The 26,917-nt window shown below is 39.5% G+C and carries 24 protein-coding genes; 11 read left to right on the plus strand and 13 right to left on the minus strand.

All coding sequences use genetic code 11. The features are described from left to right. Positions 1–125: 125 nt before the first annotated feature. Together AC07UV_RS15605 and AC07UV_RS15610 are read right to left on the minus strand one after the other, a co-directional pair. Entirely contained in the window at positions 126–560 is a 435-nt protein-coding gene (locus AC07UV_RS15605) for a DoxX family membrane protein (RefSeq protein ID WP_495184407.1), read from the minus strand. A gap of 370 nt (positions 561–930) precedes the next feature. After that, positions 931–2,133, minus strand: a complete 1,203-nt coding sequence (locus tag AC07UV_RS15610) for an aminotransferase class I/II-fold pyridoxal phosphate-dependent enzyme (RefSeq protein ID WP_282250145.1) — start codon at positions 2,131–2,133, stop codon at positions 931–933. A gap of 146 nt (positions 2,134–2,279) precedes the next feature. On the opposite strand from AC07UV_RS15610, the gene AC07UV_RS15615 reads away from it, so the two are divergent. Then, positions 2,280–2,738, plus strand: coding sequence for an Lrp/AsnC family transcriptional regulator (locus tag AC07UV_RS15615; protein ID WP_495184408.1), 459 nt, complete (start codon positions 2,280–2,282; stop codon positions 2,736–2,738). A 42-nt stretch (positions 2,739–2,780) separates the two neighbouring features. Here AC07UV_RS15615 and AC07UV_RS15620 read toward each other — a convergent pair whose 3' ends face one another. Further along, positions 2,781–3,803, minus strand: coding sequence for a bestrophin family protein (locus tag AC07UV_RS15620; protein ID WP_495184409.1), 1,023 nt, complete (start codon positions 3,801–3,803; stop codon positions 2,781–2,783). A gap of 35 nt (positions 3,804–3,838) precedes the next feature. Continuing rightward, on the minus strand, positions 3,839–4,105 hold the full coding sequence (locus tag AC07UV_RS15625; protein ID WP_223585120.1) for a PqqD family protein: 267 nt from the start codon (positions 4,103–4,105) through the stop codon (positions 3,839–3,841). A 569-nt stretch (positions 4,106–4,674) separates the two neighbouring features. On the opposite strand from AC07UV_RS15625, the gene AC07UV_RS15630 reads away from it, so the two are divergent. Then, positions 4,675–7,083, plus strand: coding sequence for a TonB-dependent receptor (locus AC07UV_RS15630; protein WP_495184410.1), 2,409 nt, complete (start codon positions 4,675–4,677; stop codon positions 7,081–7,083). 23 nt (positions 7,084–7,106) lie between these two features. Continuing rightward, positions 7,107–8,306: a DUF4374 domain-containing protein gene (locus tag AC07UV_RS15635; protein ID WP_495184411.1), complete on the plus strand. Its 1,200-nt coding sequence runs from the start codon at positions 7,107–7,109 to the stop codon at positions 8,304–8,306. A 118-nt stretch (positions 8,307–8,424) separates the two neighbouring features. Here the strand turns inward: AC07UV_RS15635 and AC07UV_RS15640 are convergent, their stop codons facing one another. Continuing rightward, entirely contained in the window at positions 8,425–10,479 is a 2,055-nt protein-coding gene (locus tag AC07UV_RS15640; RefSeq protein WP_495184412.1) for a CBM96 family carbohydrate-binding protein, read from the minus strand. Positions 10,480–10,751: 272 nt separating this feature from the next. On the opposite strand from AC07UV_RS15640, the gene AC07UV_RS15645 reads away from it, so the two are divergent. Continuing rightward, a complete protein-coding gene (locus AC07UV_RS15645; RefSeq protein WP_495184413.1) occupies positions 10,752–11,384 on the plus strand; it encodes an MgtC/SapB family protein in 633 nt (210 codons plus the stop codon). A 218-nt stretch (positions 11,385–11,602) separates the two neighbouring features. Here AC07UV_RS15645 and AC07UV_RS15650 read toward each other — a convergent pair whose 3' ends face one another. The 3 genes from AC07UV_RS15650 to AC07UV_RS15660 form a co-directional block, all read right to left on the minus strand. Beyond that, on the minus strand, positions 11,603–13,993 hold the full coding sequence (locus AC07UV_RS15650) for a right-handed parallel beta-helix repeat-containing protein (RefSeq protein ID WP_495184414.1): 2,391 nt from the start codon (positions 13,991–13,993) through the stop codon (positions 11,603–11,605). A gap of 277 nt (positions 13,994–14,270) precedes the next feature. After that, entirely contained in the window at positions 14,271–14,423 is a 153-nt protein-coding gene (locus AC07UV_RS15655; protein WP_495184415.1) for a hypothetical protein, read from the minus strand. A 127-nt stretch (positions 14,424–14,550) separates the two neighbouring features. Beyond that, a complete protein-coding gene (locus tag AC07UV_RS15660; protein ID WP_495184416.1) occupies positions 14,551–14,958 on the minus strand; it encodes an EthD family reductase in 408 nt (135 codons plus the stop codon). 293 nt (positions 14,959–15,251) lie between these two features. Between AC07UV_RS15660 and AC07UV_RS15665 the strand changes: the two genes are divergently transcribed. Continuing rightward, a complete protein-coding gene (locus AC07UV_RS15665; protein ID WP_495184417.1) occupies positions 15,252–16,736 on the plus strand; it encodes an alpha-L-fucosidase in 1,485 nt (494 codons plus the stop codon). Positions 16,737–16,787: 51 nt separating this feature from the next. On the opposite strand, the gene AC07UV_RS15670 is transcribed toward AC07UV_RS15665, so the two are convergent. Continuing rightward, on the minus strand, positions 16,788–17,849 hold the full coding sequence (locus tag AC07UV_RS15670; RefSeq protein WP_495184418.1) for an alpha-L-fucosidase: 1,062 nt from the start codon (positions 17,847–17,849) through the stop codon (positions 16,788–16,790). A 212-nt stretch (positions 17,850–18,061) separates the two neighbouring features. Between AC07UV_RS15670 and AC07UV_RS15675 the strand changes: the two genes are divergently transcribed. Continuing rightward, positions 18,062–18,559, plus strand: coding sequence for a DinB family protein (locus AC07UV_RS15675; protein ID WP_282250163.1), 498 nt, complete (start codon positions 18,062–18,064; stop codon positions 18,557–18,559). Then, on the plus strand, positions 18,559–19,296 hold the full coding sequence (locus AC07UV_RS15680) for a DNA alkylation repair protein (protein WP_495184419.1): 738 nt from the start codon (positions 18,559–18,561) through the stop codon (positions 19,294–19,296). Before AC07UV_RS15675 ends, AC07UV_RS15680 begins: the two co-directional genes overlap by 1 nt. Before the next feature lie 309 nt (positions 19,297–19,605). Here AC07UV_RS15680 and scpC read toward each other — a convergent pair whose 3' ends face one another. Further along, a complete protein-coding gene (scpC, locus tag AC07UV_RS15685) occupies positions 19,606–21,099 on the minus strand; it encodes a succinyl-CoA:acetate CoA-transferase ScpC (RefSeq protein ID WP_495184420.1) in 1,494 nt (497 codons plus the stop codon). 434 nt (positions 21,100–21,533) lie between these two features. Here scpC and AC07UV_RS15690 point away from each other — a divergent pair, with 434 nt between their 5' ends. After that, the gene (locus AC07UV_RS15690; protein WP_282250166.1) at positions 21,534–22,367 is read left to right on the plus strand and encodes a helix-turn-helix transcriptional regulator; all 834 of its coding nucleotides are present in this window, start codon (positions 21,534–21,536) and stop codon (positions 22,365–22,367) included. 39 nt (positions 22,368–22,406) lie between these two features. After that, positions 22,407–23,258: a 3-keto-disaccharide hydrolase gene (locus tag AC07UV_RS15695; RefSeq protein WP_495184421.1), complete on the plus strand. Its 852-nt coding sequence runs from the start codon at positions 22,407–22,409 to the stop codon at positions 23,256–23,258. Positions 23,259–23,399: 141 nt separating this feature from the next. Here the strand turns inward: AC07UV_RS15695 and rpsT are convergent, their stop codons facing one another. Beyond that, positions 23,400–23,654, minus strand: a complete 255-nt coding sequence (gene rpsT, locus AC07UV_RS15700; protein WP_046671646.1) for a 30S ribosomal protein S20 — start codon at positions 23,652–23,654, stop codon at positions 23,400–23,402. A gap of 113 nt (positions 23,655–23,767) precedes the next feature. On the opposite strand from rpsT, the gene AC07UV_RS15705 reads away from it, so the two are divergent. Beyond that, the gene (locus AC07UV_RS15705; RefSeq protein ID WP_282250176.1) at positions 23,768–24,301 is read left to right on the plus strand and encodes an RNA methyltransferase; all 534 of its coding nucleotides are present in this window, start codon (positions 23,768–23,770) and stop codon (positions 24,299–24,301) included. 90 nt (positions 24,302–24,391) lie between these two features. Further along, a complete protein-coding gene (gene sucD / locus AC07UV_RS15710; protein ID WP_077438675.1) occupies positions 24,392–25,264 on the plus strand; it encodes a succinate--CoA ligase subunit alpha in 873 nt (290 codons plus the stop codon). 88 nt (positions 25,265–25,352) lie between these two features. Here sucD and AC07UV_RS15715 read toward each other — a convergent pair whose 3' ends face one another. Next, positions 25,353–25,856, minus strand: coding sequence for a DinB family protein (locus tag AC07UV_RS15715; protein WP_495184422.1), 504 nt, complete (start codon positions 25,854–25,856; stop codon positions 25,353–25,355). A gap of 9 nt (positions 25,857–25,865) precedes the next feature. After that, complete coding sequence (locus tag AC07UV_RS15720; RefSeq protein WP_495184423.1) at positions 25,866–26,753, minus strand: DUF4886 domain-containing protein; 888 nt, start codon at positions 26,751–26,753, stop codon at positions 25,866–25,868. Positions 26,754–26,917 lie beyond the last annotated feature (164 nt).

Raw genomic sequence — 26,917 nt, forward strand, 5'->3', positions numbered from 1 at the left:
ACAAATGGGGAATTTGCAGCGGCTTCACACTAACCTATGAAAAACGTATTCTTTGTAAAAAAGTCTATACTTATAAGACGGTTAAGAGCCAATTGTCCCGAAAAAAAATAAAAAAATCAAATTGTTTATTTTTTTCTATGCCGTTCCAAATAATTATCTAGGCTGAAGGGAAAAATTCGGTTTGTTCCCAATAAAAAACAAGCACTTGCACCCACCCAGACCGAATAGTTGAAAGTGACTTTGATCCCAAAGGACAGCATCATCGTCAATGCAAAAATTGTCAGCAACACTCCAGACAACAGCGCTACCAAACGTGTCCGATAGCCGATCAAAAGCAAAATTCCCAAAACTACTTCGAGTACCGTAGCTCCGATTGCTAGTACATTCCCCATGGAAGCAGGCGCAAAAAAATTAAGCCGATTGGAATAAGCGACAAAATTCGCCCAGTTTCCCCATGAAGCATTCGCCGTGCCGGGTGCTCCCCAAAAACCCAAACGATCCGCCACCGCAGATAAAAAGGCTGTTGCCACAGCCAGACGAACAAAAAATTGACTATACATATGCTTTAATTTTAATGATCAAATATAAAGCAACAATAATCGTGTCAACTTAAACCAGTTTAAGAAATCAATTGACCAAGAACAATAAGGCCGCCAGTACATCGGGTACTGTGCGGCCTTAAACATCAATTAATACGAATAAGAATTTATATGGTGTATCTCTCCATTAAATTGTGATACACTATTTAAACGACAACCGAATTGTCAAATAGTCCCAATAAAATTTTCAATTACTTATACCACACCGGGTCAAACTAGGATTTACGTCTAAATCCTTAGTCACATCAATACAAACATTTGATGCGCTACCACTTCTCTGATCCGTTTCCAACTAAACGAGTAGCCATCATTAAAAAAATACATCAGGTGGCTAAAGTACTCCTGTTTTCTCCATACAAGCTTTCATACGCTGATACGTTCGCTCAATATCATGATCCAGTCCGATAGAAAAGCGGATCAGCCCATCCGAGATCCCCATACTTACACGTTCTTCCTCAGGAATTTCAGAGGACGTAGAACTGCCCGAGCAGGAAAATAAGGTCTTATAAAATCCAAGGCTTACCGCCAAATAACCTAAGTTCTCCTTTTGCATCAGTTCCATTAGTTTATTCGCCTTATCCGTAGTTCCAGCATCCAGCGTCAATATCCCACCAAATCCATATTCAGTGTGCATCATACTTTTTAGCAGTTCATGATGTTTGTGGGAGGACAATCCTGGGTACGAAATCCGTAGTCCGTCCCGTTCAAAGCGTTCGGCGAGATACAATGCGTTGTAACTATGCTGCTTCATCCGGATATGGAGTGTCCTTAGATTTTTAAGAATACTGGCCGCACGGAGGCTATCCATTGTCGGACCGAGCAACATGCAGGCGCCCGAATTGACATTTTTGGTGTCGTTGATAAATTCCTGCGGTCCACAATAGACTCCACCGACTGTATCACTGCTACCATTAATAAATTTTGTCAGGCTATGAATCACAATATCCGCTCCCAGTAGCTTCGGTGAAACAGATAGCGGTGAAAAGGTATTGTCGACCACAAGTTTTAGATTATATTTCTTACAGATTGCCGAAAGCTTCCTTAAATCTGCGACTTCCAATAGCGGATTGCTGACACTTTCACAATAGATCACTTTCGTTGTCGGACGTATTGCTTGTTCGATTGCATCGAAATTGCTGATATCGACAAAGCTGGTATCAATTTGAAATGGTGGCAAGAAATTTTTCAGAAAAGCATAAGTCCCCCCATAAATGGTCCTGCTGGAAACAATATGGTCACCACTTTTACAGAGTTGCAATAGTACAGTTGTAATAGCCCCCATTCCCGAAGCTGTTACATTGGCTGCCGCTGTATTTTCCAGCTTCGCCAATGCCTGCGCAAGATATAGATTCATAGGTGACGAATGCCTTGAGTATAAGTAACACCCATCTGCGTTCCCTTCAAAGGTATCAAACATGGTCTTAGCCGAAAGGAAGGTATAAGTAGAACTATCCGATATCGACGGATTTACACCACCGAATTCTCCAAAATATTGCAAATCCTGTATTTCATTTGCTGCATTAAAATCTTCCATAATTTTTTACTTATAAAATTGGGCTATTTTAAATTTTATAACAACATTTTATCGGTATATTAGATTATAAATCTAATGTTTAACAAAATATCAGAAAATATATCTATAACAGATACATCGTATATTTTTAAACCAAAAAATAATCTATGCAATTCGATGAAACAGATAAGAAATTATTGCAATTTCTACAGGAAGATGCCAAACAAACCAGCAAAGAGCTTGCTTATAAGCTCGGATTATCTGTAACGGCGGTGTACGAGCGTGTGCGCAAACTCGAAAACACAGGGGTAATCTCCAAATATATTGCCCTCCTCAATAAGCACAAGATTGCCAAGGATTTTATGGTGCTCTGCCATGTCAAACTCACACAGCATAAAAAAGAATATATTCAGCAGTTCGAGCGCGAGGTGATGGATTTACAGGAAGTCACTGAATGCTTCCATGTCAGCGGCGACTATGATTACATCCTAAAAATCTGTGTGCGCGATATGGAAGACTACCGCCATTTCATGCTGAGTAAGCTGACCTCACTACAGCATATTGCTAGTACACACAGTTCATTTATGATAGCTGAGGTAAAAAACACATTGACCATTCTCATTTAAACAACCTATTAAACGAGAAGGTACTGCCAAATCCATGTATTATTAAACCAATACGCCATTCTTTGATGCGATCGGCTCGGGCAGATTTTCTTCACCCATCATTTGCAATAAGTCAATCTCGATCGTCCGACAGATCGACAGCATCGGGATATCAAACATCAGTCCACCAAATGGATTTTCGGTATAATCCCCGACCAGCTCCATTACAATATAGATCCATCCGATCACCACACAAAAAGGAATACTTGTCCAGATTCCCCAATGACCCAACTTGGCAAATTCATTGACCAGCCCTAAGGGTAATAGCATGATCAAGATAACATTAAAAACAAATGCCGTACTTGCAAACTGCCTTGGCGAGGGAAACTTTTTGATCCGCTCGGCTTGCCCCTGGTAATCATAGAATTGATTGAGGCTATTCTGCAATTGCGTTTGATTAAAATCCGAGATTATCCCATCATTTTTTAAGGCATTGATATCTTTTGCCTGTTCGGCATTTAAATAAGTTGCAAAGTTTCTATAGCTTGATTGCAATGCAAATTCCTCCGCCGAAAGATATTTATGTAAAAAAATAGGTGTACGGCTATAGTCCGGAAAACCAGCCTTTATTAAACGATGCCTTTTTACGTTCAATGCCCCAATATGTCTCTTCAGGCTGATGTGCTCCCATTCGGTTGGTATCAAGAGCTGTTCACGCAGTTGATATAACCAGGCAATATGACGATAGGTTATTTTTTTCCTGAATTCTTCCAAATTTTGCTGATCCCCTTGTTCGGTATTAAAAGCATAAAGCATAGATACAAAGGAACGGCTAGAGTTGACGATCCCACCCCATATCTTACGTGCCTCCCATAACCTATCATAAGCCTGGTTATTTTTAAAACCCACATAAAAAGCCTCTGCTGTACCAATCAGTGCCAGGGGAACCCAAGGAATGATCATCCATTCCCATTGAAAAAAATAATAAACGACAGCAACAAGAGAACACCAGGCTGTCAGCCAGATCAGGTGTACCCCAGCAAGGTTAAAGATCTGTTGGTAATTAAAATATTTTGTTGTGATCATAAAAGGTATATGTCATTAAGGCCTTCCAATATCAGTTAAATCAAAAATCCTTGTTTTTCAAATTGCTTGACCAACTTTGCAGCATCTCTTTCAGCCTCGTTCTCCTCCACCTCATAATTATCCAACAAAACGGCTGTTACACTTTCGACATTAAATTCCTTTCCCTGCAATTCCAACCAGATCTGTACAGCGGTCTCATTAAAGGTATACACCTTAGAAGCATCCAGTTGATCTTGCCCTGGATAGACTAGAATATGGTCATCGCCCAATTTGCGTAATTGTAAATCTCCTCTAAGTTTCATCTGGCTATTCTTCTTTTTATTTCTATGACATTCAAACCGTCTGTTTGGTTTGTCCTATTACGAAAAAATATATACTTATCCAATGAATTCGAATGGCATTTTCGTCTCCAAGGTGGCTTTCTATCAAAGATAGAAAAGACAGTGGAAAATACAGCACTCGATTTATTATATTATCATATCCTGCAATAAAAAAATTGAAATGGAATAGTGGATAACATAAGTTAACAATTTTATTAAATATATCGGCAATTTTTAAAAGTTATCTGCAACCGCTATTCTATAGGACGGTTATACCCTGCGAATGACCTAAGAAAAAAGCAAAAAATGGCTGCAGGAGATTACATGAATCTTCCGCAGTCTACAACTTATCTATTTCCTTCCCATATTTAGCAAGCGGTCTGCTAACATGAATATTTATAAAATATTAAAACCATTATTTGTATTTAATCTAAATAAACTTATATTTGTCCCGCTTTGAAAAACTTATACTCCTATAAAGCTGATTGGCAGGAGCATAGTTAAACGATCCAATCATATGTCATTATAAAAACATACATAACGCTAATAGCATGCTCAAGTCAACCTACATTTTTTTCCTCTCGGTATTTTTCCTTACCTCCGTTGCGCAAGCTCAAACATCCTTTTCAGGGTATGTGAAAGATGCCTTCGGAAAAGCGATCGAAAGCGCCACCATTACCATTGTCGGCACCAACCTCAGCACATCGACTGATATAGATGGTTTTTACAAATTAAAAATAGATTCCAAACAGAACCTTAAAATTGAGGTGACCTCTGTTGGTTACATTACGCAAACTATCCTATTGAAAAGTAATGAAACGTACAAAGACTTTCAGCTCAAAAATGATGAACATATGCTGGAAACTGTCCATGTAAAAGGGCAAACGGAAAACCAAAAAAAAGTCAACGAAATAAAAAGATCAGGATTCAATGTGAGTGTTGTTGACATGAACCGATATGCCAACCAAACCGCCAATGTGAGCCAAATTCTTCGTACAGCTCCCGGCGTGACCTTTCGGGAAGACGGTGGACTAGGCTCTAATTTTGTCTTCCGTATTAACGGTCTTGCTGCCAAGATCTATATAGACGGTGTTCCGATGGATGATTTTGGGTCTGCCATGTCCTTAAATAATATCCCGGTCAATTTGGTCGATCGAATAGAAATCTATAAAGGGGTTGTTCCCGCATTTTTAGGATCGGATGCCCTCGGGGGAGCCGTCAACATCATTACCAAACAACGGAATAGACATTTCCTTGATCTCAGCTATAGTTATGGCTCCTTCAATACCCACCAGGCATCTTTAGTTGGTATGTATACCAATCCTAAAAATAAACTATCTGTCCGGACAAATGCTTTCTACAACTATTCGGACAATGACTACAAAATGTATACAGAGGAAAAGTACGGTATCGTTTTTGAAAAAGTAGTAAATAATAAATTCGTACCTATTGATGTGGTGAGACGCTTCAATGACCGCTATTATTCGTCTATGGGCCAAGTTGAGATAGGGCTACGCGACAAAAGCTGGGCCGATCAGTTTTTCGTTGGTCTGACCTATTCCGGAAATAATAAACAAAATCAACTCGGCGCCACGATCAACAAACCTTATGGTGGCGACTGGCGAGAATCAGCTTACATCATGCCTACCCTGAGCTATAAAAAGCAAAATTTCATTATTGACAGATTATATGCTGATATCTACGCAAACTATGGCTTTGACATCACCCGCAACAGAGATACTGCCCAATATAACTATGAATGGACCGGCAATCCGATCAGCAACCCAAATGGTCAGAACAGACGAAAGGAGATCTATAACAAACAGAACACCAATAGTGTACTTGGAAGGATAAATCTAAACTATGACTTCGACGAAAGCCGCAACCATAGTTTGAACCTCAACTACAATGTCAGTACCAATTACCGTAAAACTTTTGATGAAATAGCAAACAATAGTACTTCAGGTTTGCCCAAAAACATGGTTAAGCATATCGCAGGACTAGCCTGGCAGAGTCAATGGTTGAATAAACGATTGGTCACCAATATTGCGATCAAATACTACGGCATAGATACCGATCAACAGGTTGATCAGCGTAAATTCGGTGATAACAATGAATTATTGAGTGGTGCAATTATCACACAATCAAAATATCTAGGCTATAAAGGTTATAGCCTCGCTTCCCGTTACAGGATCTTCAAAGATGGCGGGGTTAAATTCTCTGCCGAGCGAGCTTATAATATGCCCGAAATGATTGCCATTTATGGTGATGATCAAAATTATGTTTCAAATTGGGATCTCAAGCCTGAGCGCAGTGATAACCTCAACACGGGTTTTTATTATAATACATTTTTTAATGAAAACCATTTTATAAATCTCGACGTTTCGGGGTTCTACCGCTTGGCAAAAGATTATCAAAATGTACGTATCGTCACCCAAGATGAACGCGACAAATTTCAGTACTACAATATTCCGGGGGTAAAAATATATGGTGGAAGTTTCGAATTTCGCTACGGCTATAAAGATATCATCACAGCCGCATTAAATGGAAGTTATGATAGAGCCATTGATAATCAGAAATTCACCAACGAAACCAGTCAGGAAGTTAGCTTGTCTTATGGCTATCAAATACCCAACCGTCCCTGGACATACGGTAATCTAGATCTTGGTTTTGCTCAAAATGACTGGTTCAGCAAAGGGAGCCGTACACAGTTTAACTGGACGACCCAGTATACCAAATGGTTTTATTTAAGCGATAGCCATCTTGGTTCACTCGCTTCCAAAAATTATATTCCTACCCAAATTGTTCACTCCTTGTTAGTGAGCTATTCATGGAACCGCAACCGATATAATATTTCAGGTGAGGCCCGCAACATCTTTGATGAACGCGCTTATGACAACTTTCGTCTCCAAAAGCCCGGAAGAGCATTTTACGTAAAATTTAGAATATCAATATTATAATTCATCAAACACCATCAATAATCATGAAGAAAAATAGACTATTTGGCTATTGTGCATTAGCAGGACTATTACTATCCTCCTGCAAAGATAGCCCGAACATCCCCGAAGTTACAGAAACTATACCATCCACATATTCTGTCTGGGTGGCTACGGCCAATGGATCGTATCTGTTGACAACCGATAAAATCATGAAAGATACCTTATTATCGCCTGCAAATAATAAAGGGGTAGACATCACGGGCAACCTGCCGCAAGCACGATATGCAGGTTATGCCTATATATTCAATGGCTACTATTACTTATCCAATGACGGAACCCGTTTTAGTAAACACCAACTGACAGACAACGGACAATTCAAAGAGGTTGATAATTATGCTTTTCCAACCGATTTCTATTTAGGGAAAGTCGCAGCCCAGTTTAGCAGCACGGAAGAAATTGTTTTTACGGGAACAGGAGCGAGTGATGCAAACTTGGATAAAAAAGTATTCGAAAAGGACATCTACTTTATGAATACCAAGGATATGACGATCTCAAAAACCTTAAAAGCGCAGATTCCACTGTTGGATTACACGGTTTACAAACCCGATGGCAGTGTTGATCCGACAATCCTCAATGTCACCAGTATGCGCATTGGCGGCGGAAAGGCGTATTTTGGTTTCTTCTATTATAACTACGATTACAAACCGATAGACAAGAAAGCTTACGTCTATATCTGCGATTACCCAAGCATGCAAAACGGTCATGTGATGAGCGACGACAGAGCGAGTTATGTAGCGGGCCACTGGCAAAGAGAGAATTACTCCTTCCTGGATGATAACAACAATCTATATATATTGACCCGTGGTAAAACGGATGGTACATATGCGCTGATGCGTGTCAATAATGGTCAAACTCAATTTGATAAAAACTATCTATTTGACCTAAAAGACTACGCGGTAAAAGGCGGTGACCTCGCTTGGTTGGGTGAAGGAAAAGCATACATCAGACCTTATGTAATCGATGTAGCCAATAAAAGAATTGTAGCCAACCTAGCTGAAATGACAGGTGGAGATCCAACAACAACAATCAACCTGATCGAAAACGGAAATCTGTATACTGCTGTAAAAACCCCAGCCTCAAAATGGTTTATTTACGAGTATAATATTAAAAATAACACCGTTAAAAAAGGTGCTGAAATTGATCCAGGTGTAACCCAGGTGTATCACATCAATAAATTAAAATAAGATAGATTGCAAACGCAGTGTAAAAATCCGCTCCAGATAAGGGGCGGATTTTTTATGTAATTAAAACTAAAGCCTTCCCTACTGAGGGGAACTATTTTTTTCATTTTCTTGAAATGTACTAATATTGAAGTTCCAGGACCGGTTTGTTTGCCGCAGCTTCTTTACTGCTAAAAGACATGTCATTTGTAGAGGAAACAGCACCTGTATTGAGAAATAGAAATGATACTTTACGATCGGTACCCGTCAGCAGTCTATTAATGGTATTCGTCACGTCAATGCTCTGAAGACCATCCCCCGAAACAACAATCTTCCCAGCCGATACTGTATCCATTGGTGCATTATTCCAATTGATGGTATTTTCCAGCCAGGAACTGGTACCCGTCGTATAGATATTGATTGCACGCTGTGGTGCCGTGTTGACCCCACTGACATACATTTTTAAGACCGCCAAACTTACCTTCGGTCGCGTAACAGCAGCGATATCAAATTTTACATATGATTTGCGGGCATAAGATAGCGCATCAGATTTTACGATCAGATCCGGCGATGTCCCATAATTGACACCAGCATAAGTACCATTGCGCACATAGGCATCGGCAAGACTACTGCCTGCTAGTGAAATTACAGCATGTTGAAACGCACCGACATCTGGATTACCCGCAGGTAAAACATTGCCTACAAAATCTTTTCCGCCATTGCCAGTGATAAGTATCCCCGCATTGCGGACCGGTGAATTGGGATCCACATCATAGCCCTTGGCAATATCAAAGCCCGTTCCTGCAACTGGATTTAAGAACGCGGGATCTGTATAAAAGCTATTACTCTGCACCGAGGTTCCCCAGTTGAACGCGGTAAATATATTGCCGGGGTAAAAATTATTGTTGTTGAACCTTGTCTGATTTGTCAATGGAATCGAATTGCCGGCATCGTTTCTGGCTAGAGCCAAACCTGTAGCCGATGGTGCTACATAAAAAATATTATTTGAGTAGGTACCATACGGAGCACTATGGAAGATAGTCCCCCCTGGATTCTTAATGTAGAACACATTATTATAAATTTGGTGATTGCGGTTTGTACTACCATTAAAAAGAAACAGTTTTTTCTTACCACTAGTTCCGATATCATTGACACTGACATTATAACGTACTGTAATATTCTGCGAATTGTACATAAACAGCATAAAGCCGCCGTTGTTGTCATGCGAATAATTATATTCAAAAACATCACCATTAGTCGGGGAATTGGCATCATAGCCATCAGCGTCGAAGGCCATACCATCATTGGCGCCTCCACCGGTCAGCCCATAGACCTCATTATAAGCGACTACGGTATTCTTGCTCTTTACGGTCCAGATACCTGCATAGTTATAATTGGTTGTATTCATACAGGCTTTATAGACCGTATTATGAGTAATCTTGCAACCTCCTGTCGCTCCGGCCATGATAATGCCATCGCCATAGATATATTCCAGCAGATTATCGTCAAACAGTACATTGGTTGCTGTTCCGGTAGTGCGTATACCGGTGACTGAGGAATTAGCAATATGGCAGCTTTGCACCAATACATTGCTTACGGTGCCATCAATAATAATACCGCCGGTAGCTTTTTGAAAATTCGGCTGATTATCAAACGCAGCATTTACATGGTGGATGTAACAGTTCTTTACAGCAATGTCAGTACCACCATTTACCCTGATTCCGGTTGCCGCATAACTGGTTCCGCTTGGCACCGTATTGGTCAATTCCAGATTATTAACTTCGACATATGATACCTTATTTAAATATAGCGTGTTGGAACCATTTCTTTTCCCGCCACCATTAATAATGGGCCGTGTCTCCCCATCATATTTATCGAGTACAATAGCCGCTCCACTGGCTCCAGAACTTTTGATATGCAGGGTATCATTCCATACGGCACCACTCTTGAAAAGGATCCGATCGCCGGGACTGAACACAGAAGCATTAATTTTGGCTAGGGTCTTCCATGCCGCTCCGGCACTTGTACCAACACTGTCATCGCTACCGGAAGGGTCTACATAGTAGGTAGCCCCCAATGTCATGCCATTGACAAGAGCCTTTGCTTTAAGTACATCATTTGCAACGAGTCTGTCGGTTTTCTTGCAACTTAACAAACCTAGCAGGCCAATTGAAATCAGGATAATAGATTTTCTCATAATTTTGGTTTAAAATTTTATCGTAAGGATTATTCATTAACGCTTAACACATAACGTTTGAAACTGCAAATTGTCCTAAACTATTTTCAAAATTATTTATTTTTCCTCCTGAACCGTCCACTCCACTTGTCATTCATTCCATGATCGAACCTACTGTCCCCTGCAACAGTTTGCTTTCAATCGATAAGCGAAAATAATTTCAGCAAACAGACAAAAGTGCTTTGTAAATAAAGCTGAAACACGCTACTTTTACGGTAGGTAAAAGCGAGAACATGAATTTTATTGACGACATCCATCCCATCTTATTTTCCATTATTGTAGGTGGTATTATTGGACTCGAGCGGGAGTATCAGCTGAAATCTGCTGGATTAAGAACCATGATATTGGTTACATTGGGGTCCTGTATGTTTACTATGCTCTCGTTGAGTCTGGGTGGACCAGGGAGTCCCGACCGTATCGCCGCCAATATTATCACCGGAATAGGTTTTGTAGGCGCAGGTGTCATCTTTAAGGAAGAAAACCGTGTATCGGGGCTCACTACGGCAGTCACCATATGGATCTGTGCCTCTCTGGGCATGACCATTGGCGCAGGCTATTACAAAGAAGCAACGATTGGTTCCATTGCAGTGTTTTTAATGTTGATTGTCTTTAAATACATTCAGAATATTATCGATCGGATCAGCATGCGCTATACCTATGAGATTACCCTTCCTTATGATGAGAGAGCGTTAGCAAAATATGAAGGGATCTTCAGGCAACATCATTTAAAAGCAAAACGTGGTAAACAGATCCGACGTGGTGGAAAATATACCGTCATCTGGTATGTACAGGGCACTACCCAGAATCATGAAAATTGTGCAAAGCTACTTTTCAACGACCTGACAATTGACGAGTTTAAATTCTAAATCTTTTATCCCCTGGCTTTGGCGAGGCTATTGATTTTAGAATTGACATGTTAACGTTATCCTTTCCTATCTATAATTTCTGAGCCAAGCAATAATTTTCTTCAACAATACTATTTTCGGGAGACGTGTATGAAATAAAAAGGAGGTTGTCACTTCACACTTTGGACAACCTCCTTTTATTATTGTACTAGGTTATTAATCATACCCTAGATGACTTACTAAAGTTGCAAATCCAACTCCTGCTGTTGTTGGTTTCTAAAAAGGACAACCTTAGGTTGATCGGCATGCACATGTTTTTTAATAGCTTGCTGCAAATCTGTTAACTTATCGATTTTCTCACCTTGATAGTTGAGGATAACATCCCCTACCCGTAAACCGCTCTTATAGATTGTGCTATTTTCATCCAATTGAAGAACCAATACACCGGCAATCGATGGAAGTCCAGCGGCTGACTGTTCGCCCAATGTTTCAACAGGTTTAAAGTTTCCACCTTTCCAAGCCCACTTCACGCCCTGTTCTTTTGTGTCTTTTTGGATCAGCTGTGGTATCTCCGGACTGGTAGCAAGACTTTTCAGTCTTTTGCTGGTCACACCGAAATGCAGCATATCAAAATTTTTAAAACCTTGGTCTTTCCAGTTCTTCAATCGGAAATCGCCAAGAGTAGGTGCAACAAAATTCATTGCAACAACACGACCATGTTTTTCTATACCTTTGGCCTGATCTTTTTGAAGATCTTCTTGCCGTGCATAAATATTGTAGTCCACTTCATCTCCCCAGTACTTCACCTGAATATCTTGATGAGCATGCATCACAATATTATTGCGAAAGACATCTTGGCTATTTTGGAACCAGACATGTGGATGGAAACCATTGTTGAGCATCACATTATTATATACTTTGCGGTAAAAGCCCTCCCGCAATTTTAATCCACCGCTTAAACAGAGATTGTTGTAGATTTCATAGTTGGAAGATCCATCATCCAAATCAATATCCCAGCCGTGGTCACAGCGAAAACGGTTGTCGTGAATTTTGGTTGTTTTGACCGCATCCATTAAGATCAAGTTTGGCTGAGCCGCTGTCAGCTGATCCATCTTGTTTCGATCAGGATGCCAAAAACGATCACGTCCCCAAGAGTTAAACGCGCCGTGGTCGCTGGTCTCCAGTACCGTGCTAAAGACATCATTGTAAGCGATCTCATGACCGCCCCAGGTACCATCGCCCACATTGATACCAGCACGGGGTACATTGTAAATGGTATTGTGCAAAATACGTAAAGACTCAGCCATGGAGACCTGCACACCGGCGACCTGTTTTTCGATCAATCCGATAGTGTGAATCAAATTGTCACTGGCTTCACAATCCATGGGGTAATTATTACTTTTAGGCCCCTTAACGGTATCCATCTGACTGAGTGGAACAAATTTCTCATAGCGAAAAGCGGGTGAGCGTACTGCCTCAGGATCGCCCACAAAGTTGATGGCACTGGCACCGATCTGTTCAATACGGTTGCCACTGATTTTAACTCCACGGTTGTAATTGTTAACGAAGACTGCATTTCCTCCCAATTCGATAAAATCATTGGCACGAATAACACAGTTTTCAGCACCTTCGATCTTCACCGCTCCTTGACGATAGATTGTCCAGTCACTACGCAATAGTGGCTCGGCCGTTTTCATAAAAGTAGCTGCCGTATGCATAAAGCGGATACCGCTGACTTCGATATCCTGCACTGGATTGCTGGCAGATCCAGCAATCGTAATCAAATTTTCCAACTGCGGTGCCTCAAATTTCAATTGATTGGGATCCTTACCTTTGGATGGCATATAATATAGGGTCGCTGTCTGCTCATCCAAATACCACTCTTGCGCGGTGTCAAGTTCTTCAACTATATTCTCGACATAGCGATAGGTTTCATGCATTGGACTTGGTCGGTTATTTTGCTCTCCACCTTCCAGTTTAACCTTTGATGCTCCATCTTTTCCGGTAATACGATAATGGAATCCACCCCAACGACCCGAATGTAAAGCATGGACAATACCTCCAGTTGGATTTTTCCAGATCGCAACACGCTCCGGACTTAATGCATCAGCAGCATAGCCCTGAAAAGGTAGTACGGATGCATCATAATTTGGATAACGCGCCCTCACGAGATGTGCATCGTTTGCATAAAGGCTTTGGAAGCTCATTCCTGCGGGGATTTTAGTTTTCCATATGCCTTTTTCTCCTTGTTCCCATTTCAAATCAAGAGGTTTGGCTCCGCTGAGGATGACTTGCTTTCCGTCTGCTGCTTTGATACGCAAAGGTTGCTTTTTTGTACCTGAAAATGCCGCCGATAATTGAATCGGTTTGTCCAGGTAATAGGTGCCGCCGGTAAAGATAATTTCAATACCTGTTGGCGCTTTTCCCTGTTTGGATTTTTCAACGGCTTTTAAAGCCGCTTCGGCTGTAGCAAAAGGACGCGTTACTGTTCCCGGATTTTGGTCACTGCCCTTTGTACTGATGTAAACACGCTTGATCGTACCGGACTGTTGCGCTTGTGTTGTAAAAATAGGTGCACAGCTCAGACCAATAAACAATAATTTGGGAACTAGACTTGGTTTTATCTTCATAATTTTAATATTTCATTTGGTTATAGTTTGGTCAATCTTAAAATAAATTTAGCTACTTATGATAAAGACGTCGAATAAACGAATTTGTCCCTATAAATCCGTTTATTTTAATTATTTTATTTTTAGAGGCCGCCTATGCTGCGGACCTTTTCTATTTAATTTTCAAGAGGCGTGTTTTTTCTTTTTGAACAGCTTGTTCTTCATATTTCCTCTAGCTGCCCCAATAGTGTGCTGTTACCGATTACCGGCTTCTTTTTGGTCGCATATTCAATAACTTCTAGGCGAGTCGCTTTGTCAACAGCTTTTGTTGATCTGCATATTCTAATAACAATTGGAGAGAAAGGTCGCCATTGAGTAATCTAGCTCCAAGAATAGCGACCTTACCCTTTAATTTTATCGATTTGTCTTGAAAAATTTCTTCTATTTCCATCTGTAGATAAATTGCTTATTATTTTAAGAGAGCCAAATAAAATTATGCTGAAAATAAAGATAAAAATAAAAGTCGTTTGCTTTTCACAAACGACTTTCTTCAGGTCTTAATTTTAAATAGATCCTGATTATTCTACCACTTCATTAATCTGAACTTCGGGCTTGACATTGGTATATTTTGGAAAATCCTCTGCAAACTTTGCTCCATTCTCTTTCATTGGTCCTTCATAAGCTGCTACCGATTCAAAATACAAATGACAAATGGCTAAATATGTTGGTTCACCCTGTGATCCTTTTCCAGAAAGCCCTTTGTCAATCGCGACACCTTTTAAATTTTTTCCAAAGACTTGTTTCACCAAGGCCATATGTTTATCGAGATAATAATTCCAGTCAAATGTTTTTCCTGGCCCATTAGGATAAAAAACAGTCAATTTGATCATCCCTTTTTTCTGAAAAGGTGGATCTGCCTTCACCCCATTTTGGAATCCGAACAGCATAGTGATCATGACAAGAATTAAAATGATTTTTGTTTTCATGTTTGTTTGAAATTAAGTTTATCTTGGTTGTTTTATACTATCTACTATAAATATACTGATCAAGCAGTTAGGTCTGGTTATATTTTTTCATTTTACCTATTCCCCTAATTCCATTTCTAGAATTTGCATAAATCTGAAGCTTTGATAATGATTCCATATTTTTAGTATCTTACTTCCTTATTGACGGTTGAAGACTCAAAATGTCTTTCTAATATCCGGTATTCAGTCAAATACAGTGATCTAAAGGGGGATAAACCTAAGCTTGAAGAAATTAAATGTATACCAAATAAATTATGAACAAAACACTATTTTTCCTTGCGCTATATCTTAGTCTAGTGACGCTAGGTCACGCACAGGTACAACAAGCTGGGAACAAACCGAATCAAACCCAGAAAGAAATGATCAAACGTGGCTATGGCATGTTTATGCATTTTGGCGTCAACACGTTTACTGATATGGAGTGGTCTGATGGAAGCATTCCGATAGAAAAATATACCCCAACCCAACTCGATCCGGATCAATGGGTACGTACCGCGAGGGATGCGGGATTCCGCTATGTCCTATTGATTACAAAACATCATGACGGTTTCTGTTTATGGGATAGTAAATACACTGATTATGATGTTGCTGCCTCTCCTGTGAAAACAGATGTGGTCAAGGCGGTATCCGATGCCTGTAAAAAATATGGTCTGGATTTCGCTATCTATTATTCCCTTTGGGATCGCAAAGAACCATCTTACAAACATAAGGATCCCCAAAAATATATTGACTATATGAAAAACCAGTTGACAGAACTCTTTACCAAATATGGTAAAATCAGTGAACTATGGTTGGATGGGGGCTGGGATCGTCATCCTGATAATTGGGGGCTGGACCAACTTTATAAACTGGTCAAATCCTATAATCCACACTGCGCCATCAGCGTTAACCATACAATCGTTTATAAAGAAGGTGAGCGAAATGCCGCGTTACCATCAACTATGACCGAGGATAATAAATATTATTTTCAATATTTTCCCTCTGATTTCCGTCTCTGGGATCCTAAGTTGATCACCCGTTATGATAAAAAACAATATCTATATAAAGGTCAATCCTATTACCTTCCCTATGAGCACACCATCTGCTTAAGCAGCCGTTGGAACTGGTTTCAGAAATCGACAGAGTTACCAATCAGATCTCTTGACGAACTGGAAGAACTGTTCTACTGGAGTACCGATAATAACAACTGTCTAGTTGTCAATGTGCCTCCTGATCAGACTGGTCGAATCCGTGAATATGAGGCTAATGCTGTTATTGAATTGGGAAAACGATTGGGACTAAAAAAAGGAAAACCTTTGCCTAAAAACGGTCAGTTTGTTTCGGCAAAAGTACCCGTTAACGCAAGCTCAACCAAACAGGATGCAAAAGTGAACTACACCGCTTCAAATATTACCGATGGAAGTCTAGATAGTCGTTGGATAGCTGCAGATACATTAGCAACAGTTGACATTCAATTGGATCCTAAGCAAAAATTTAACAAAATCAGCATATTTGAATATCAGGATACCAAAAATCTAGGTGATGGGTTTTCCAATGTCAGAATCAATAGAATTCAGGAATATAAAATACAGATCTTTAATAAGGGCAACTGGGAGACCATTTATTTGGGAGCGGAGTCCATGGGAGACTGTAAGGTGATCAGGTTACCGAGAGCCTATCAAACAGAAAAGCTACGATTGAATATTATAAAAGCAAGTGGCATACCTTCCATTTATGAGATTAATGTTATTGACAAATAATGGAATAATCAACTAACTTATTGTGATCTTATCCGAATAAGGGAAATCATACTATTTTGTTTGACCTTTTCGCCTCGCCGCCGCTTTCAGCAATATCTCTTTACTTATCGCAGGAACTTCACCATTTCCGTCTGGACCTATATTTAACAATAAATTTCCGCCTTGCGCATTAATCTCCACCAACTTTTTATTTACTTCCTCAGGACTCTTCCATACACTGTCTGATCGTTTGAATCCCCATGAGTTATTCAACGTATAACAAGCTTCCCAATCATAATCTACTTTCGCACTGAGGTGCTCTTGCTCTGGTGTACCAAAATCACGTTTGAATTGCTCACGTTTAGCCACCCGATTATTTACAATAAGGGATGGCTTTAATTCACGTAAATATTGGTAGAGTTCCTGTCCTACGGCCATATCCCACCAATTAACCCAATCACCATCAAACCAGAGCATATCGGTATCGTACTTGACAATTAGTTCTTTCAACTGATTTTTCATATACTGCATATAAGCAGCCTTCTGATCTGGTTTCATCGCTACTTGTCCCCATTTGTCCCAACCGCTTTTTCCTTCGCTATTACGATATTGTGAATCGTGGTGCCAGTCTATAATACTATAATAAGTACCAAATCGGATTCCCTTTTTCTTACAGGCAGTAGCCAATTCTTGTATGAGATCCCGCCCCTTCATTGGTGTTGAAGCAATATCATAATCTGTATATTTTGAATCCCATAGGCAAAATCCCTCATGATGTTTGGTCGTAAAGACCAGATATTTCATACCAGCATCTTTGGCTAACTGGACGATTTGATCCGCATCAAAATGCGACGGGTTCCAGCTATAGATCAATTTAGCATATTCTTCTTTTGGAATATCAGCCCCTGCCTGAATCCATTCGGCATAACCTTCAATTGACTTTCCCTTATAGTCTCCACCAAGTTGGCTATAAAGTCCAAAATGGATGAACATGCCATACTTGGCTTCTCTAAACCATTGCATGTGTTTGTCAAAATCTGCTTTGGATTCATTTAAATAATTGATTTGAGCTTGTACCTTACTATTAAATAGCAACGCAATAAGAGCGAGTGCAACACCTTTTATTCTTTTCATTATTTCATAATTTATGATTGTTACACGAATTGACAAAGCAAATACAGGGGTACCGGATGAACTTTTTGACCAAAGAAAATACGTTATCAATTCATGAATAATAATCAGCATGAAGCATTCCATACTTTATCTAAATATCGCAAATCTGTTTGGAAAGATTTATATTTACGTAAGAAGTTTTAAAATATTAACACAACAAGAAACCAATAATTATGAGCTTAAAAACCTTAATTACCAAAAGCGTACAGTACAACAACTGGGTAGTCAACAAGTATGTGGATTGGTTAAGTACCAAGCCGGATGAACAACTCAATCAAGAAGTCCCATCGAGCTTTCCAACGATCTTAAAAACATTGCACCATATCTGGCAGACGCAGGAGTACTGGTGGAGTCATATTTCAGAACGTAATGACTTTGATTTCGAAAAAACATTCAGTAATAAAGAGGATATTTTTAATGCCATCAAAGATAGTTCGCAGAAACTCCAAGACTATGTAGAAGGCTTATCGGAGCAGGATCTAGAAAAAAATGTAAAAGTCGAATCGCCTTGGTTCCAGTGTGATTTTTCAAAATATGAATATATTCAGCATTTGATCATCCATGGCACTTATCATCGTGGACAGACCGTCACTATGGGCCGGAATATTGGTATAACAGATGCTCCAATGACGGATTATAATTTTTGGAATATCTATAAAGACCAAAAATAATGGATCAAATAGTACCAATGGAAAAAATCTCCAGTAAGGTTCGTGTAAGAGAAATCCTAGGGCAGGCTAAACAAAGCTGGGAACAGCAGGGGCAGGATGCTCTCCTTGTAACCATAAATGAAGGTTTATTAAAAAATAAGGTTAGCTTTCCTCTTTTAGAATTCGCGGCAAAGGAAATGGCATTATGGATACCCGAAAATGAACAGCTGCACTTTATGGATATAATGGTCGCAACCAAAGAAATGGGGAGTTACGTATTGGCGGGTATGATGCTACAACTACGCCTGCCCTTACATCTTGAACAGTCGATCCAAAGAGCATGTGCTTATATTCTATCCGGAGACCAATGGTATGTCTGCGATATCGTAGGTGAGCGTGTACTTGGTCATGCCCTACTTACCTATCCAGAAAAAACAATCCCTTTGTTGGCGCTATTGGCCAAAAATTCAGATAAATGGATTGTACGCACCATCGGCGTAGCGACACATTATGCGGTAAAGAAAGGCCTCTCACCAAAATTTGCAGAAACAATGTTTAGGCTTTTGCTTACACTATCCAATGCAACAAATTTCCACATCAAAAAGGGAATCGGTTGGGGTGCCAAAACCATCGCTAAATTCCATCCTACAATCATAGCGCATTACCAAAAACAGATTGAATTGCCAGAGACCAAGCAATGGTTCCGAACGAAGGTTAATATCGGTCTCAATCAGAACAAAATAGCAAAGTCAGTATAGATAACACCAAGAAAGTCTCACAAATAGGCAAACCTATGTAAATAGTTCAAAAAGACCGGTACTATTGGATTAGCGAAAAGGTCTTGAAAGGTAAAAACTGCCCGTCTCTTGGGAGTTGAAAGTTTAAAATGAGACCGTGGACGAAAAAAATGCATTCTTATAAAATTTGTCCGAAAAGTAAAGTCGAACCCCAAGGATTAGAATATTTGAAATGATCCTGTGGAAGGGTAGATACTAAATTATAAAAGAATAGGGCTAACTGAATCCTCAGTAGCCCTATTCTTTTATAACCTGCTGCTATATATGCAGCTAATCTTTCTTCATAGTCCCTTTTTCTCTTAAGTTGATATGCCAGCTGAAAGCTTCCTCCAACAAATGTGGCGTATGCCCTCCCCTTTCGCAGGCACGAGTATAATAATCCAACAATTGCGCTTTGAAATCGGGGTGTACACAATTTTCAATAATAACTTTTGCGCGTTCTCGTGGTGCTAAACCACGTAAATCGGCCAAACCATAGTCTGTAACCAAAATATCAACATCATGTTCCGTATGATCCACATGAGATACCATCGGAACGATATGGGAAATCACATCGTCCTTAGAGGCCGCTTGTGTGACGAAGATACTTAAATAAGCATTTCGCGCAAAATCCCCTGAACCACCGATACCGTTCATAATATTAGTACCAGAAGTATGCGTCGAATTTACATTTCCATAAATATCAAATTCTATCGCTGTATTGATCGCAATAATACCCAAACGTTTGATCAAGCCCGGTGCATTGGAAATATTTTGAGGACGTAGCACAATCTTGTCGCGGTATTTGTCCAAATGATCAAATACGCGTGAGTAACATTCCTCTGATACGGTAATAGAAGAAGCTGAGGCAAAATCCAGCTTTCCAGCATCAATTAAATCAAATGTGCTATCTTGCAATACCTCAGAAAACATCGTTAAATTATGAAATTTACTATGGATAAAGCCTGTAAGCACCGCATTGGCCACCTTTCCGATCCCTGCCTGCAATGGCATCAAACTCTCAGATAGATGCCCCAATTCAACTTCGTTTTCAAAAAATGCCAATATATGTTTCGCTATTGCTGTTGTTTTGGCATCTGGCTCGGCGATATCTGCCGGACTATCAAGCTCATTGGTAAATACAATACCCACGATCTTGCTGGGATCCAATGGAATTGTCTTTCGACCAATTTTATTTTCGGGCGCTACAATAGGGATAACATTACGACGTGGGTAATCTTCTGCCTGGTAGATATCATGTATCCCTTTAATCGTGGTCGGTATAGCGGTATTGACTTCCAAAATAACCTGTTTAGCCAATGCGGCAAAAGTAGCTGAATTACCAACCGAAGTCGTTGGAACAATACTGCCATCCGACTCGATCGCGGCAACCTCCAAAACGGCAATATCGACAGGGGGTAGATTTTTATTATGCAACAGTTCAGCAGTCTCGCTTAAATGCTGATCTATAAAAAGTACATCTCCGGCATTGATCTTATTGCGAAGGGTACGGTCCACCTGAAAGGGCATACGCTTGGATAGGGCCCCAGCTTCTGCCAATTTACCATCGGTACCATGCCCTAAAGAAGCCCCAGTAATCAATGTTATTTTCAAAGGTTCCTCTTTGGCTCTTTCCGCTAAAGCCGGTAATACCACTTTACTATCGCCTGCCTTGGTGAATCCACTTGCTCCGACGACCATACCATCCTGAAATAATTTCGCAGCTTCGGCAGCTGTAATAACTTTATCGTGTAAGCTTTGAATTTTTATTCTTTCGTAAGCCATATCCTTATAATTTTATATTGTATGCTATTCATGTAAACTTAAGAAATTGAAACCTATTTATATCCGCTATTTAAAAAGATATTAGCCCTTCATGACCATTTCTCAAACAAACAATTTTAACGCTTTTTTCAACAGTGAATTTATTACCATTCGACACAAAATTATTCAATAGAGACGAAACAATAATAATACCTTGTTTTTCAAGTAGATAAATAAAAATATATTTCCAGATATTTTTATAAAAACAGAAACGAATATCATATCTATTTAATTTTCAGCTATTTAAAAACAACGAATCAAAAACCAAGTAAGTAAATACTAACTCGCCAGCGATTTAATTGCAATTTTATTGTAAGCATACACTCACTTTAGTAGATACAAGGTCAGGTCTAGTAAAAAAGTCTTACCTTTGCAGCGTAGTTTTATAGCAAAAAATGAACATAAAAGATACAACGAGCGACGCAAAATATGTCAACCGCTATTATATGACAGAAGTTGATTCATTTGAAGATAGCATCTACTGCCATCATGCCATCATAGCGGAAAATCATATTACCGAGCATTGCCATGATAAGGATCAATTTTTATATACAGAGGGTGGAGTCGTTTTTATAAAAACAGATGAAAAATCATATTTTCTGCCGGCTCGGCATTATCTATGGATTCCTGCAGGTGTGAAGCACAGTATCCATCCAAGTACCCCTGAGGTAGTGATGCGCAATCTTTATTTTCCAAAAACGAATAACGATACCGCATTCTACGGCAAAATGGGTATCTATCCGGTAAACGACCTGCTGATTGAATTAATTATGTTTACCAATCGTTGGAATGGCAATATATTTCCGGTTGAAGAACCTAAATATAGCTTAGCTACAGCATTTAAACTTATTCTCCCTGAACTATCCTTGCACGAACTTCCCTTGGCGCTACCTTATCCAAGCCACCCGAAATTAAAAGATATTGTTACTTATCTGGAAGAGAATATCGAAGAAAATGTAAGCTTCAAAAAACTTGCGAGCCTTTTCAATATCAGTGAACGCACATTGGCTAGACTTTTCCAGAAGGAATTAAATATGTCATTTATCCAATATTATACCATCTTGAGAATGTTAACTGCACTCAAGTTATTATTGGATGAAAAATTAAGTGTCAATGAAGTAGCTTTGAAAGTTGGATATAACAGCTTACCTACATTTAGTAATACATTCAATAAGGTCGTTGGTATTCGCCCGAGCGAATATGTCAAACAAAAAGAATTGCTTATTTAAAAATGTTTCCCTAATTTAGGTCAATAAACCTAATTCAGGATGAAATTCAAACATATTATTTATGGTGCTGGAATTTTATTACTCAGTACTTCCGTATTTGGCAATTCTCAAGACAAAAAACCCAAACCCATTCAATTATTTAATGGGAAAGATTTAAAAAACTGGACCCCTAAAATCCGAAACCACAAGGTTGGAGATAACTATAAAAACACATTCCGTGTTGAAGATGGTTTATTGAAAGTCAGATATGATGGCTATGATAACTTCAATTTTCAATACGGCCATTTATTCTTTAATAAAGAATTCTCAGCTTATTTATTACGTGTAACCTATCGTTTTGTAGGCGAACAAGCACCAGGTGGCGAAGGTTGGGCTTGGCGCAATAGTGGTGCTATGCTACACGGACAAGACCCGAAAACAATGGGTGTAGATCAAGATTTTCCGATATCAATCGAAGGACAACTTTTAGGTGGCAATGGTAAGGACGAACGTACAACGAGCAATCTCTGTACACCGGGAACAAATGTTGTCATCGATAACAAACTATTTACCCCACACTGTATCAGCTCCACATCCAAAACCTATGCTGGAGACCAATGGGTAACAGCGGATTTTCTGGTATTGGGAGATTCACTTGTACAACATATCCTTGAAGACAAAGTGGTGATGCAATACACCAAACCTCAAATCGGTGGTGGCAATGTAACAGCCTTTGATCCTACTGTAAAAAAAGATGGACAACTATTAAAGAAAGGAAGCATTTCGTTGCAGAGTGAGAGTCATCCCATCGACTTCAAAAAAGTAGAGCTATATGATTTGGAACCTTATATGAAAGATCCCAATAAGTTGAAAAAAGTCATTGCGGAGTTATTGCCCAATTTAAAGCAATAGCTTATTGCTAATAAAATAAAAAAAAGCATCAGTATTGATGCTTTTTTTTATTACTATTCGCTTGGAAAGAGAAATCCAAAGTATATAACATAAAGAAAAGGGATACAGCGAGCTGCACCCCTCAATATCTATACAGAAAGCTTACGCTAAACCGTTAACGAATTTAGTTAACTTAGATTTGTTGTTAGAAGCTTTTTTCTTGTGGATCACATTTTTCTTTGCCAAACGATCAAGCATAGAAATTACGCGTGGTAACAATGTTTTTGCTTCTTCTGCAGAAGTTGTATGACGTAATTTTTTGATTGCGTTACGCGTTGTTTTTGCTTGGTAACGGTTTCTTAAACGTTTAGTAGCGTTTGCTCTAATTCTTTTGATCGCTGATTTATGATTTGCCATTTTTTTTAGCTAATTTTTATTCAATTTTTTCTTGTAATTCGGACTGCAAAAATAACACCTTATTTTCAATATTCAAAATCTATTTTGTTTTTTAGGTTTAGTATATTTGCGACATGCAAAAATTATCGATGGATGAACTTCAACGTACAGATGTTGAATCGTTTAAAAAACAAGAAAAAACGCCTATCGCAATCGTTTTAGACAATGTTCGCAGTATGCACAATGTCGGCTCGGCCTTCCGTACCGCAGACGGATTTGCTATTGAAAAAATATATTTATGTGGCATTACCGGCACTCCTCCACATCGGGAAATCGAAAAAACTGCTTTAGGTGCTACACAATCCGTGTCTTGGGAATACCATAAAGATACAGCTGACGTCGTAGATCAACTAAAAGCAGAAGGTTATATCATCATTGCCGTTGAACAAGCGGATGATAGTGTCATGTTACATCAATTTGAGCCAAACTCGGATAAAAAGTATGCATTAATTTTTGGAAATGAGGTCAATGGAGTTGATGAAGAAGTCATGGAAAAAATCGATACTTGTATCGAAATCCCCCAATATGGCACCAAGCATTCACTTAATGTATCTGTCGCAATTGGCATTATCCTTTGGGATTTTATCCAAAAACGCAATCTGAACTAAAAATTTATCAATAAAGGTCACATTCCTATCCACATTGCTTCCATTTTAGAAAGCAAAATAGTAGATTTGTGTGCAAAATTTAAAGAAGAAATGAGTGTATTAGTTAATAAAGATTCAAAAGTAATCGTTCAAGGTTTCACTGGAAACGAAGGTACTTACCATGCGACTCAAATGATTGAGTACGGAACAAATGTAGTTGGTGGTGTGACTCCTGGTAAAGGTGGTCAACAACACTTAGACCGTCCTGTATTCAACACTGTTCAAGATGCAGTAGACGCTACAGGAGCTAATGTTTCTATTATCTTTGTACCTCCAGCATTTGCTGCAGATGCAATCATGGAAGCTGCCGCTGCGGGTATCGAAGTGATTGTATGTATTACTGAGGGTATCCCTACAAAAGACATGATCCAAGTAAAATCATACTTAAGCGACAAGAAATCTCGTTTGATCGGTCCTAACTGCCCTGGTATCATCACTGCAGGTGAAGCTAAAATCGGTATTATGCCAGGATTTATCTTCAAAAAAGGTAACGTAGGTGTAGTTTCTAAATCAGGAACTTTAACTTACGAAGCGGTAGATCAAACTGTAAAAGCTGGATTAGGAATCACGACAGCTATCGGAATCGGTGGTGACCCTATCATCGGTACAACAACTAAAGAAGCTGTTGAATTATTAATGAACGACCCAGAGACTGAAGCGATCATCATGATTGGTGAGATCGGTGGTGGAATGGAAGCTGAAGCTGCACGTTGGATCAAAGAACACGGCACTAAACCTGTTGTTGGGTTTATCGCTGGTCAAACAGCGCCTCCGGGACGTCGTATGGGCCACGCTGGTGCAATCGTTGGTGGTGCTGATGATACTGCTGCTGCAAAAATGAAAATCATGCGTGAGTGTGGTATTCGTGTAGTTGAATCTCCAGCTGAAATCGGAAAAGCAATCGCTGAAGAATTGGCTAAATAATTAGACAATTCAACATATAAAAATAAAGGGGATCAAATTGATCCCCTTTATTTTTATATCTATTTTTCTATACCATATCCAAATGATACTACATACTGGGCATCGGTTCATCCGCCGAAGGCCCATATAAACCCGGTACTGGAATACCGAGTAACCGTAAATATACAGTCAGCTGTCCACGATGGTGGACAATATGGTTGTTAACAATAAAACGTATAGCGCCAGCGCGTGGTAAACGTGCTATTTCATAGTCTCCAGCTTTCAATACCCAGTCCTTAAACCAGTCTTCCTCAGCTATATGTTCTATGGCAGCTTTGTTCTTTTCCAATCCTTCAGAAAGCGCCAATTTAAGCTCTTCTACCGAAGACACCTTGAGTGGATGATAATCGACCTTAAAATCAAATGCATCTTTTGGTATCGCTTTAGACACCCAACTGTGTAACTCCACAACATGGGCTGCAAGCTCCCCTAGAGTCATCGATTTTTCATGCGGACGCCAATCTAATTTTTCATCTGGTATCCGATCCAAAATACGTTTGGTATTTTTTGTTTCATGATCCAATTCGATCAAATAGCTTTTTTTGATACTCATATAAATATATTATTTCATTAATTGAAAATCCTTCAATACAGTAACCCCATAAGGAGATCCCACCGCTTGATGTGCAGCTTCACGTGCAATCTGTCCTTCAATATAGGTCACTTTGAGTGGCAAAAACGTATTATTGACAACATTTTCCTTAAACAGTGCCTCGTACCAGGTACATGCGGCTACAAAACGTCCATAATCCAAATTAAGATGATATCCATCCCGTGTGAATTGATCGCCTAAATAGCTTGATCGTGCATTTTGTATAGCTGTTCCCGAAGGTACCAATACATTAAAATTCCCCCAATTAAAGACTTCCTGAGAGGTGTTTACGATAGCCGTATACATCGCACTCTGATGACGATTATACCGGACAAAACCTTCATGCGATGAACCATTCTGATAGGCCCAGGTTTGATGTAATATATAGTGTGTTTCCGGATACTTTACATGTTTTGTGACGTACTCATATAAAAGTGGTAGATCCTTCGCATAGGAATCATAATCCCCCGACAAAGGGCTTGCCTGCTGGAAACTAATATAATCCCAAGCTTCATCTACCAAAGCCGTAGAAAGTCTTTCATTTGCCCGCTCTGACATCCGACCGTCCAGATTGATCTTCCGGTAGCGATAAGCTGGCTTATCTCCTTTCGCATTGCTTACATGTAGGCTTAATGGAGCCCCACCAATATAAAGGTTACCGATGACGATCTTTTTCTTCCCTGCTTTGGCTAATTCGTAAAGGTTCTGCTCGATCGCATCCTCCGAAAAGCTATTCCCAATCGCCAATATGCGCAAAACACCATCATCCAATGCTTGCCCCCGTGCATTCAAACTATTGCTGTTAAAGAAAAATAAAAGTAAAATACTGAGTAAGGATATCCGTTTAGCTTTCATCATATATACATTGCTGTAATGACTAAATTAGATAATATCTCTTAGAATTGCTAATCGTATAAGAGGAAAAACAGTAAAACCTGTAGACCAATACCGATTTTAGTGGATCCCTGCAGCGTCGATGCGTGGTCCATTGAAAAGTAGATTATATAACTTAAGGGCCTGGC

This window comes from Sphingobacterium sp. GW821-FHT03E03 (assembly GCF_059420745.1).

What these genes read in the sequence shown, in the direction of transcription:
- AC07UV_RS15620 (WP_495184409.1), bottom strand. Translation starts at nt 3,803, where the DNA reads ATGATCACAACAAAATATTTTAATTACCAACAGATCTTTAACCTTGCT.
- AC07UV_RS15720 (WP_495184423.1), bottom strand. Translation starts at nt 26,753, where the DNA reads ATGATGAAAGCTAAACGGATATCCTTACTCAGTATTTTACTTTTATTT.
- AC07UV_RS15650 (WP_495184414.1), bottom strand. Translation starts at nt 13,993, where the DNA reads ATGAAGATAAAACCAAGTCTAGTTCCCAAATTATTGTTTATTGGTCTG.
- AC07UV_RS15630 (WP_495184410.1), top strand. Translation starts at nt 4,675, where the DNA reads ATGCTCAAGTCAACCTACATTTTTTTCCTCTCGGTATTTTTCCTTACC.
- rpsT (WP_046671646.1), bottom strand. Translation starts at nt 23,654, where the DNA reads ATGGCAAATCATAAATCAGCGATCAAAAGAATTAGAGCAAACGCTACT.
- AC07UV_RS15690 (WP_282250166.1), top strand. Translation starts at nt 21,534, where the DNA reads ATGAACATAAAAGATACAACGAGCGACGCAAAATATGTCAACCGCTAT.
- AC07UV_RS15605 (WP_495184407.1), bottom strand. Translation starts at nt 560, where the DNA reads ATGTATAGTCAATTTTTTGTTCGTCTGGCTGTGGCAACAGCCTTTTTA.
- AC07UV_RS15615 (WP_495184408.1), top strand. Translation starts at nt 2,280, where the DNA reads ATGCAATTCGATGAAACAGATAAGAAATTATTGCAATTTCTACAGGAA.
- AC07UV_RS15705 (WP_282250176.1), top strand. Translation starts at nt 23,768, where the DNA reads ATGCAAAAATTATCGATGGATGAACTTCAACGTACAGATGTTGAATCG.
- AC07UV_RS15715 (WP_495184422.1), bottom strand. Translation starts at nt 25,856, where the DNA reads ATGAGTATCAAAAAAAGCTATTTGATCGAATTGGATCATGAAACAAAA.
- AC07UV_RS15670 (WP_495184418.1), bottom strand. Translation starts at nt 17,849, where the DNA reads ATGAAAAGAATAAAAGGTGTTGCACTCGCTCTTATTGCGTTGCTATTT.
- AC07UV_RS15645 (WP_495184413.1), top strand. Translation starts at nt 10,752, where the DNA reads ATGAATTTTATTGACGACATCCATCCCATCTTATTTTCCATTATTGTA.
- AC07UV_RS15635 (WP_495184411.1), top strand. Translation starts at nt 7,107, where the DNA reads ATGAAGAAAAATAGACTATTTGGCTATTGTGCATTAGCAGGACTATTA.
- AC07UV_RS15610 (WP_282250145.1), bottom strand. Translation starts at nt 2,133, where the DNA reads ATGGAAGATTTTAATGCAGCAAATGAAATACAGGATTTGCAATATTTT.
- AC07UV_RS15655 (WP_495184415.1), bottom strand. Translation starts at nt 14,423, where the DNA reads ATGGAAATAGAAGAAATTTTTCAAGACAAATCGATAAAATTAAAGGGT.
- AC07UV_RS15660 (WP_495184416.1), bottom strand. Translation starts at nt 14,958, where the DNA reads ATGAAAACAAAAATCATTTTAATTCTTGTCATGATCACTATGCTGTTC.
- sucD (WP_077438675.1), top strand. Translation starts at nt 24,392, where the DNA reads ATGAGTGTATTAGTTAATAAAGATTCAAAAGTAATCGTTCAAGGTTTC.
- AC07UV_RS15695 (WP_495184421.1), top strand. Translation starts at nt 22,407, where the DNA reads ATGAAATTCAAACATATTATTTATGGTGCTGGAATTTTATTACTCAGT.
- scpC (WP_495184420.1), bottom strand. Translation starts at nt 21,099, where the DNA reads ATGGCTTACGAAAGAATAAAAATTCAAAGCTTACACGATAAAGTTATT.
- AC07UV_RS15675 (WP_282250163.1), top strand. Translation starts at nt 18,062, where the DNA reads ATGAGCTTAAAAACCTTAATTACCAAAAGCGTACAGTACAACAACTGG.
- AC07UV_RS15625 (WP_223585120.1), bottom strand. Translation starts at nt 4,105, where the DNA reads ATGAAACTTAGAGGAGATTTACAATTACGCAAATTGGGCGATGACCAT.
- AC07UV_RS15680 (WP_495184419.1), top strand. Translation starts at nt 18,559, where the DNA reads ATGGATCAAATAGTACCAATGGAAAAAATCTCCAGTAAGGTTCGTGTA.
- AC07UV_RS15640 (WP_495184412.1), bottom strand. Translation starts at nt 10,479, where the DNA reads ATGAGAAAATCTATTATCCTGATTTCAATTGGCCTGCTAGGTTTGTTA.
- AC07UV_RS15665 (WP_495184417.1), top strand. Translation starts at nt 15,252, where the DNA reads ATGAACAAAACACTATTTTTCCTTGCGCTATATCTTAGTCTAGTGACG.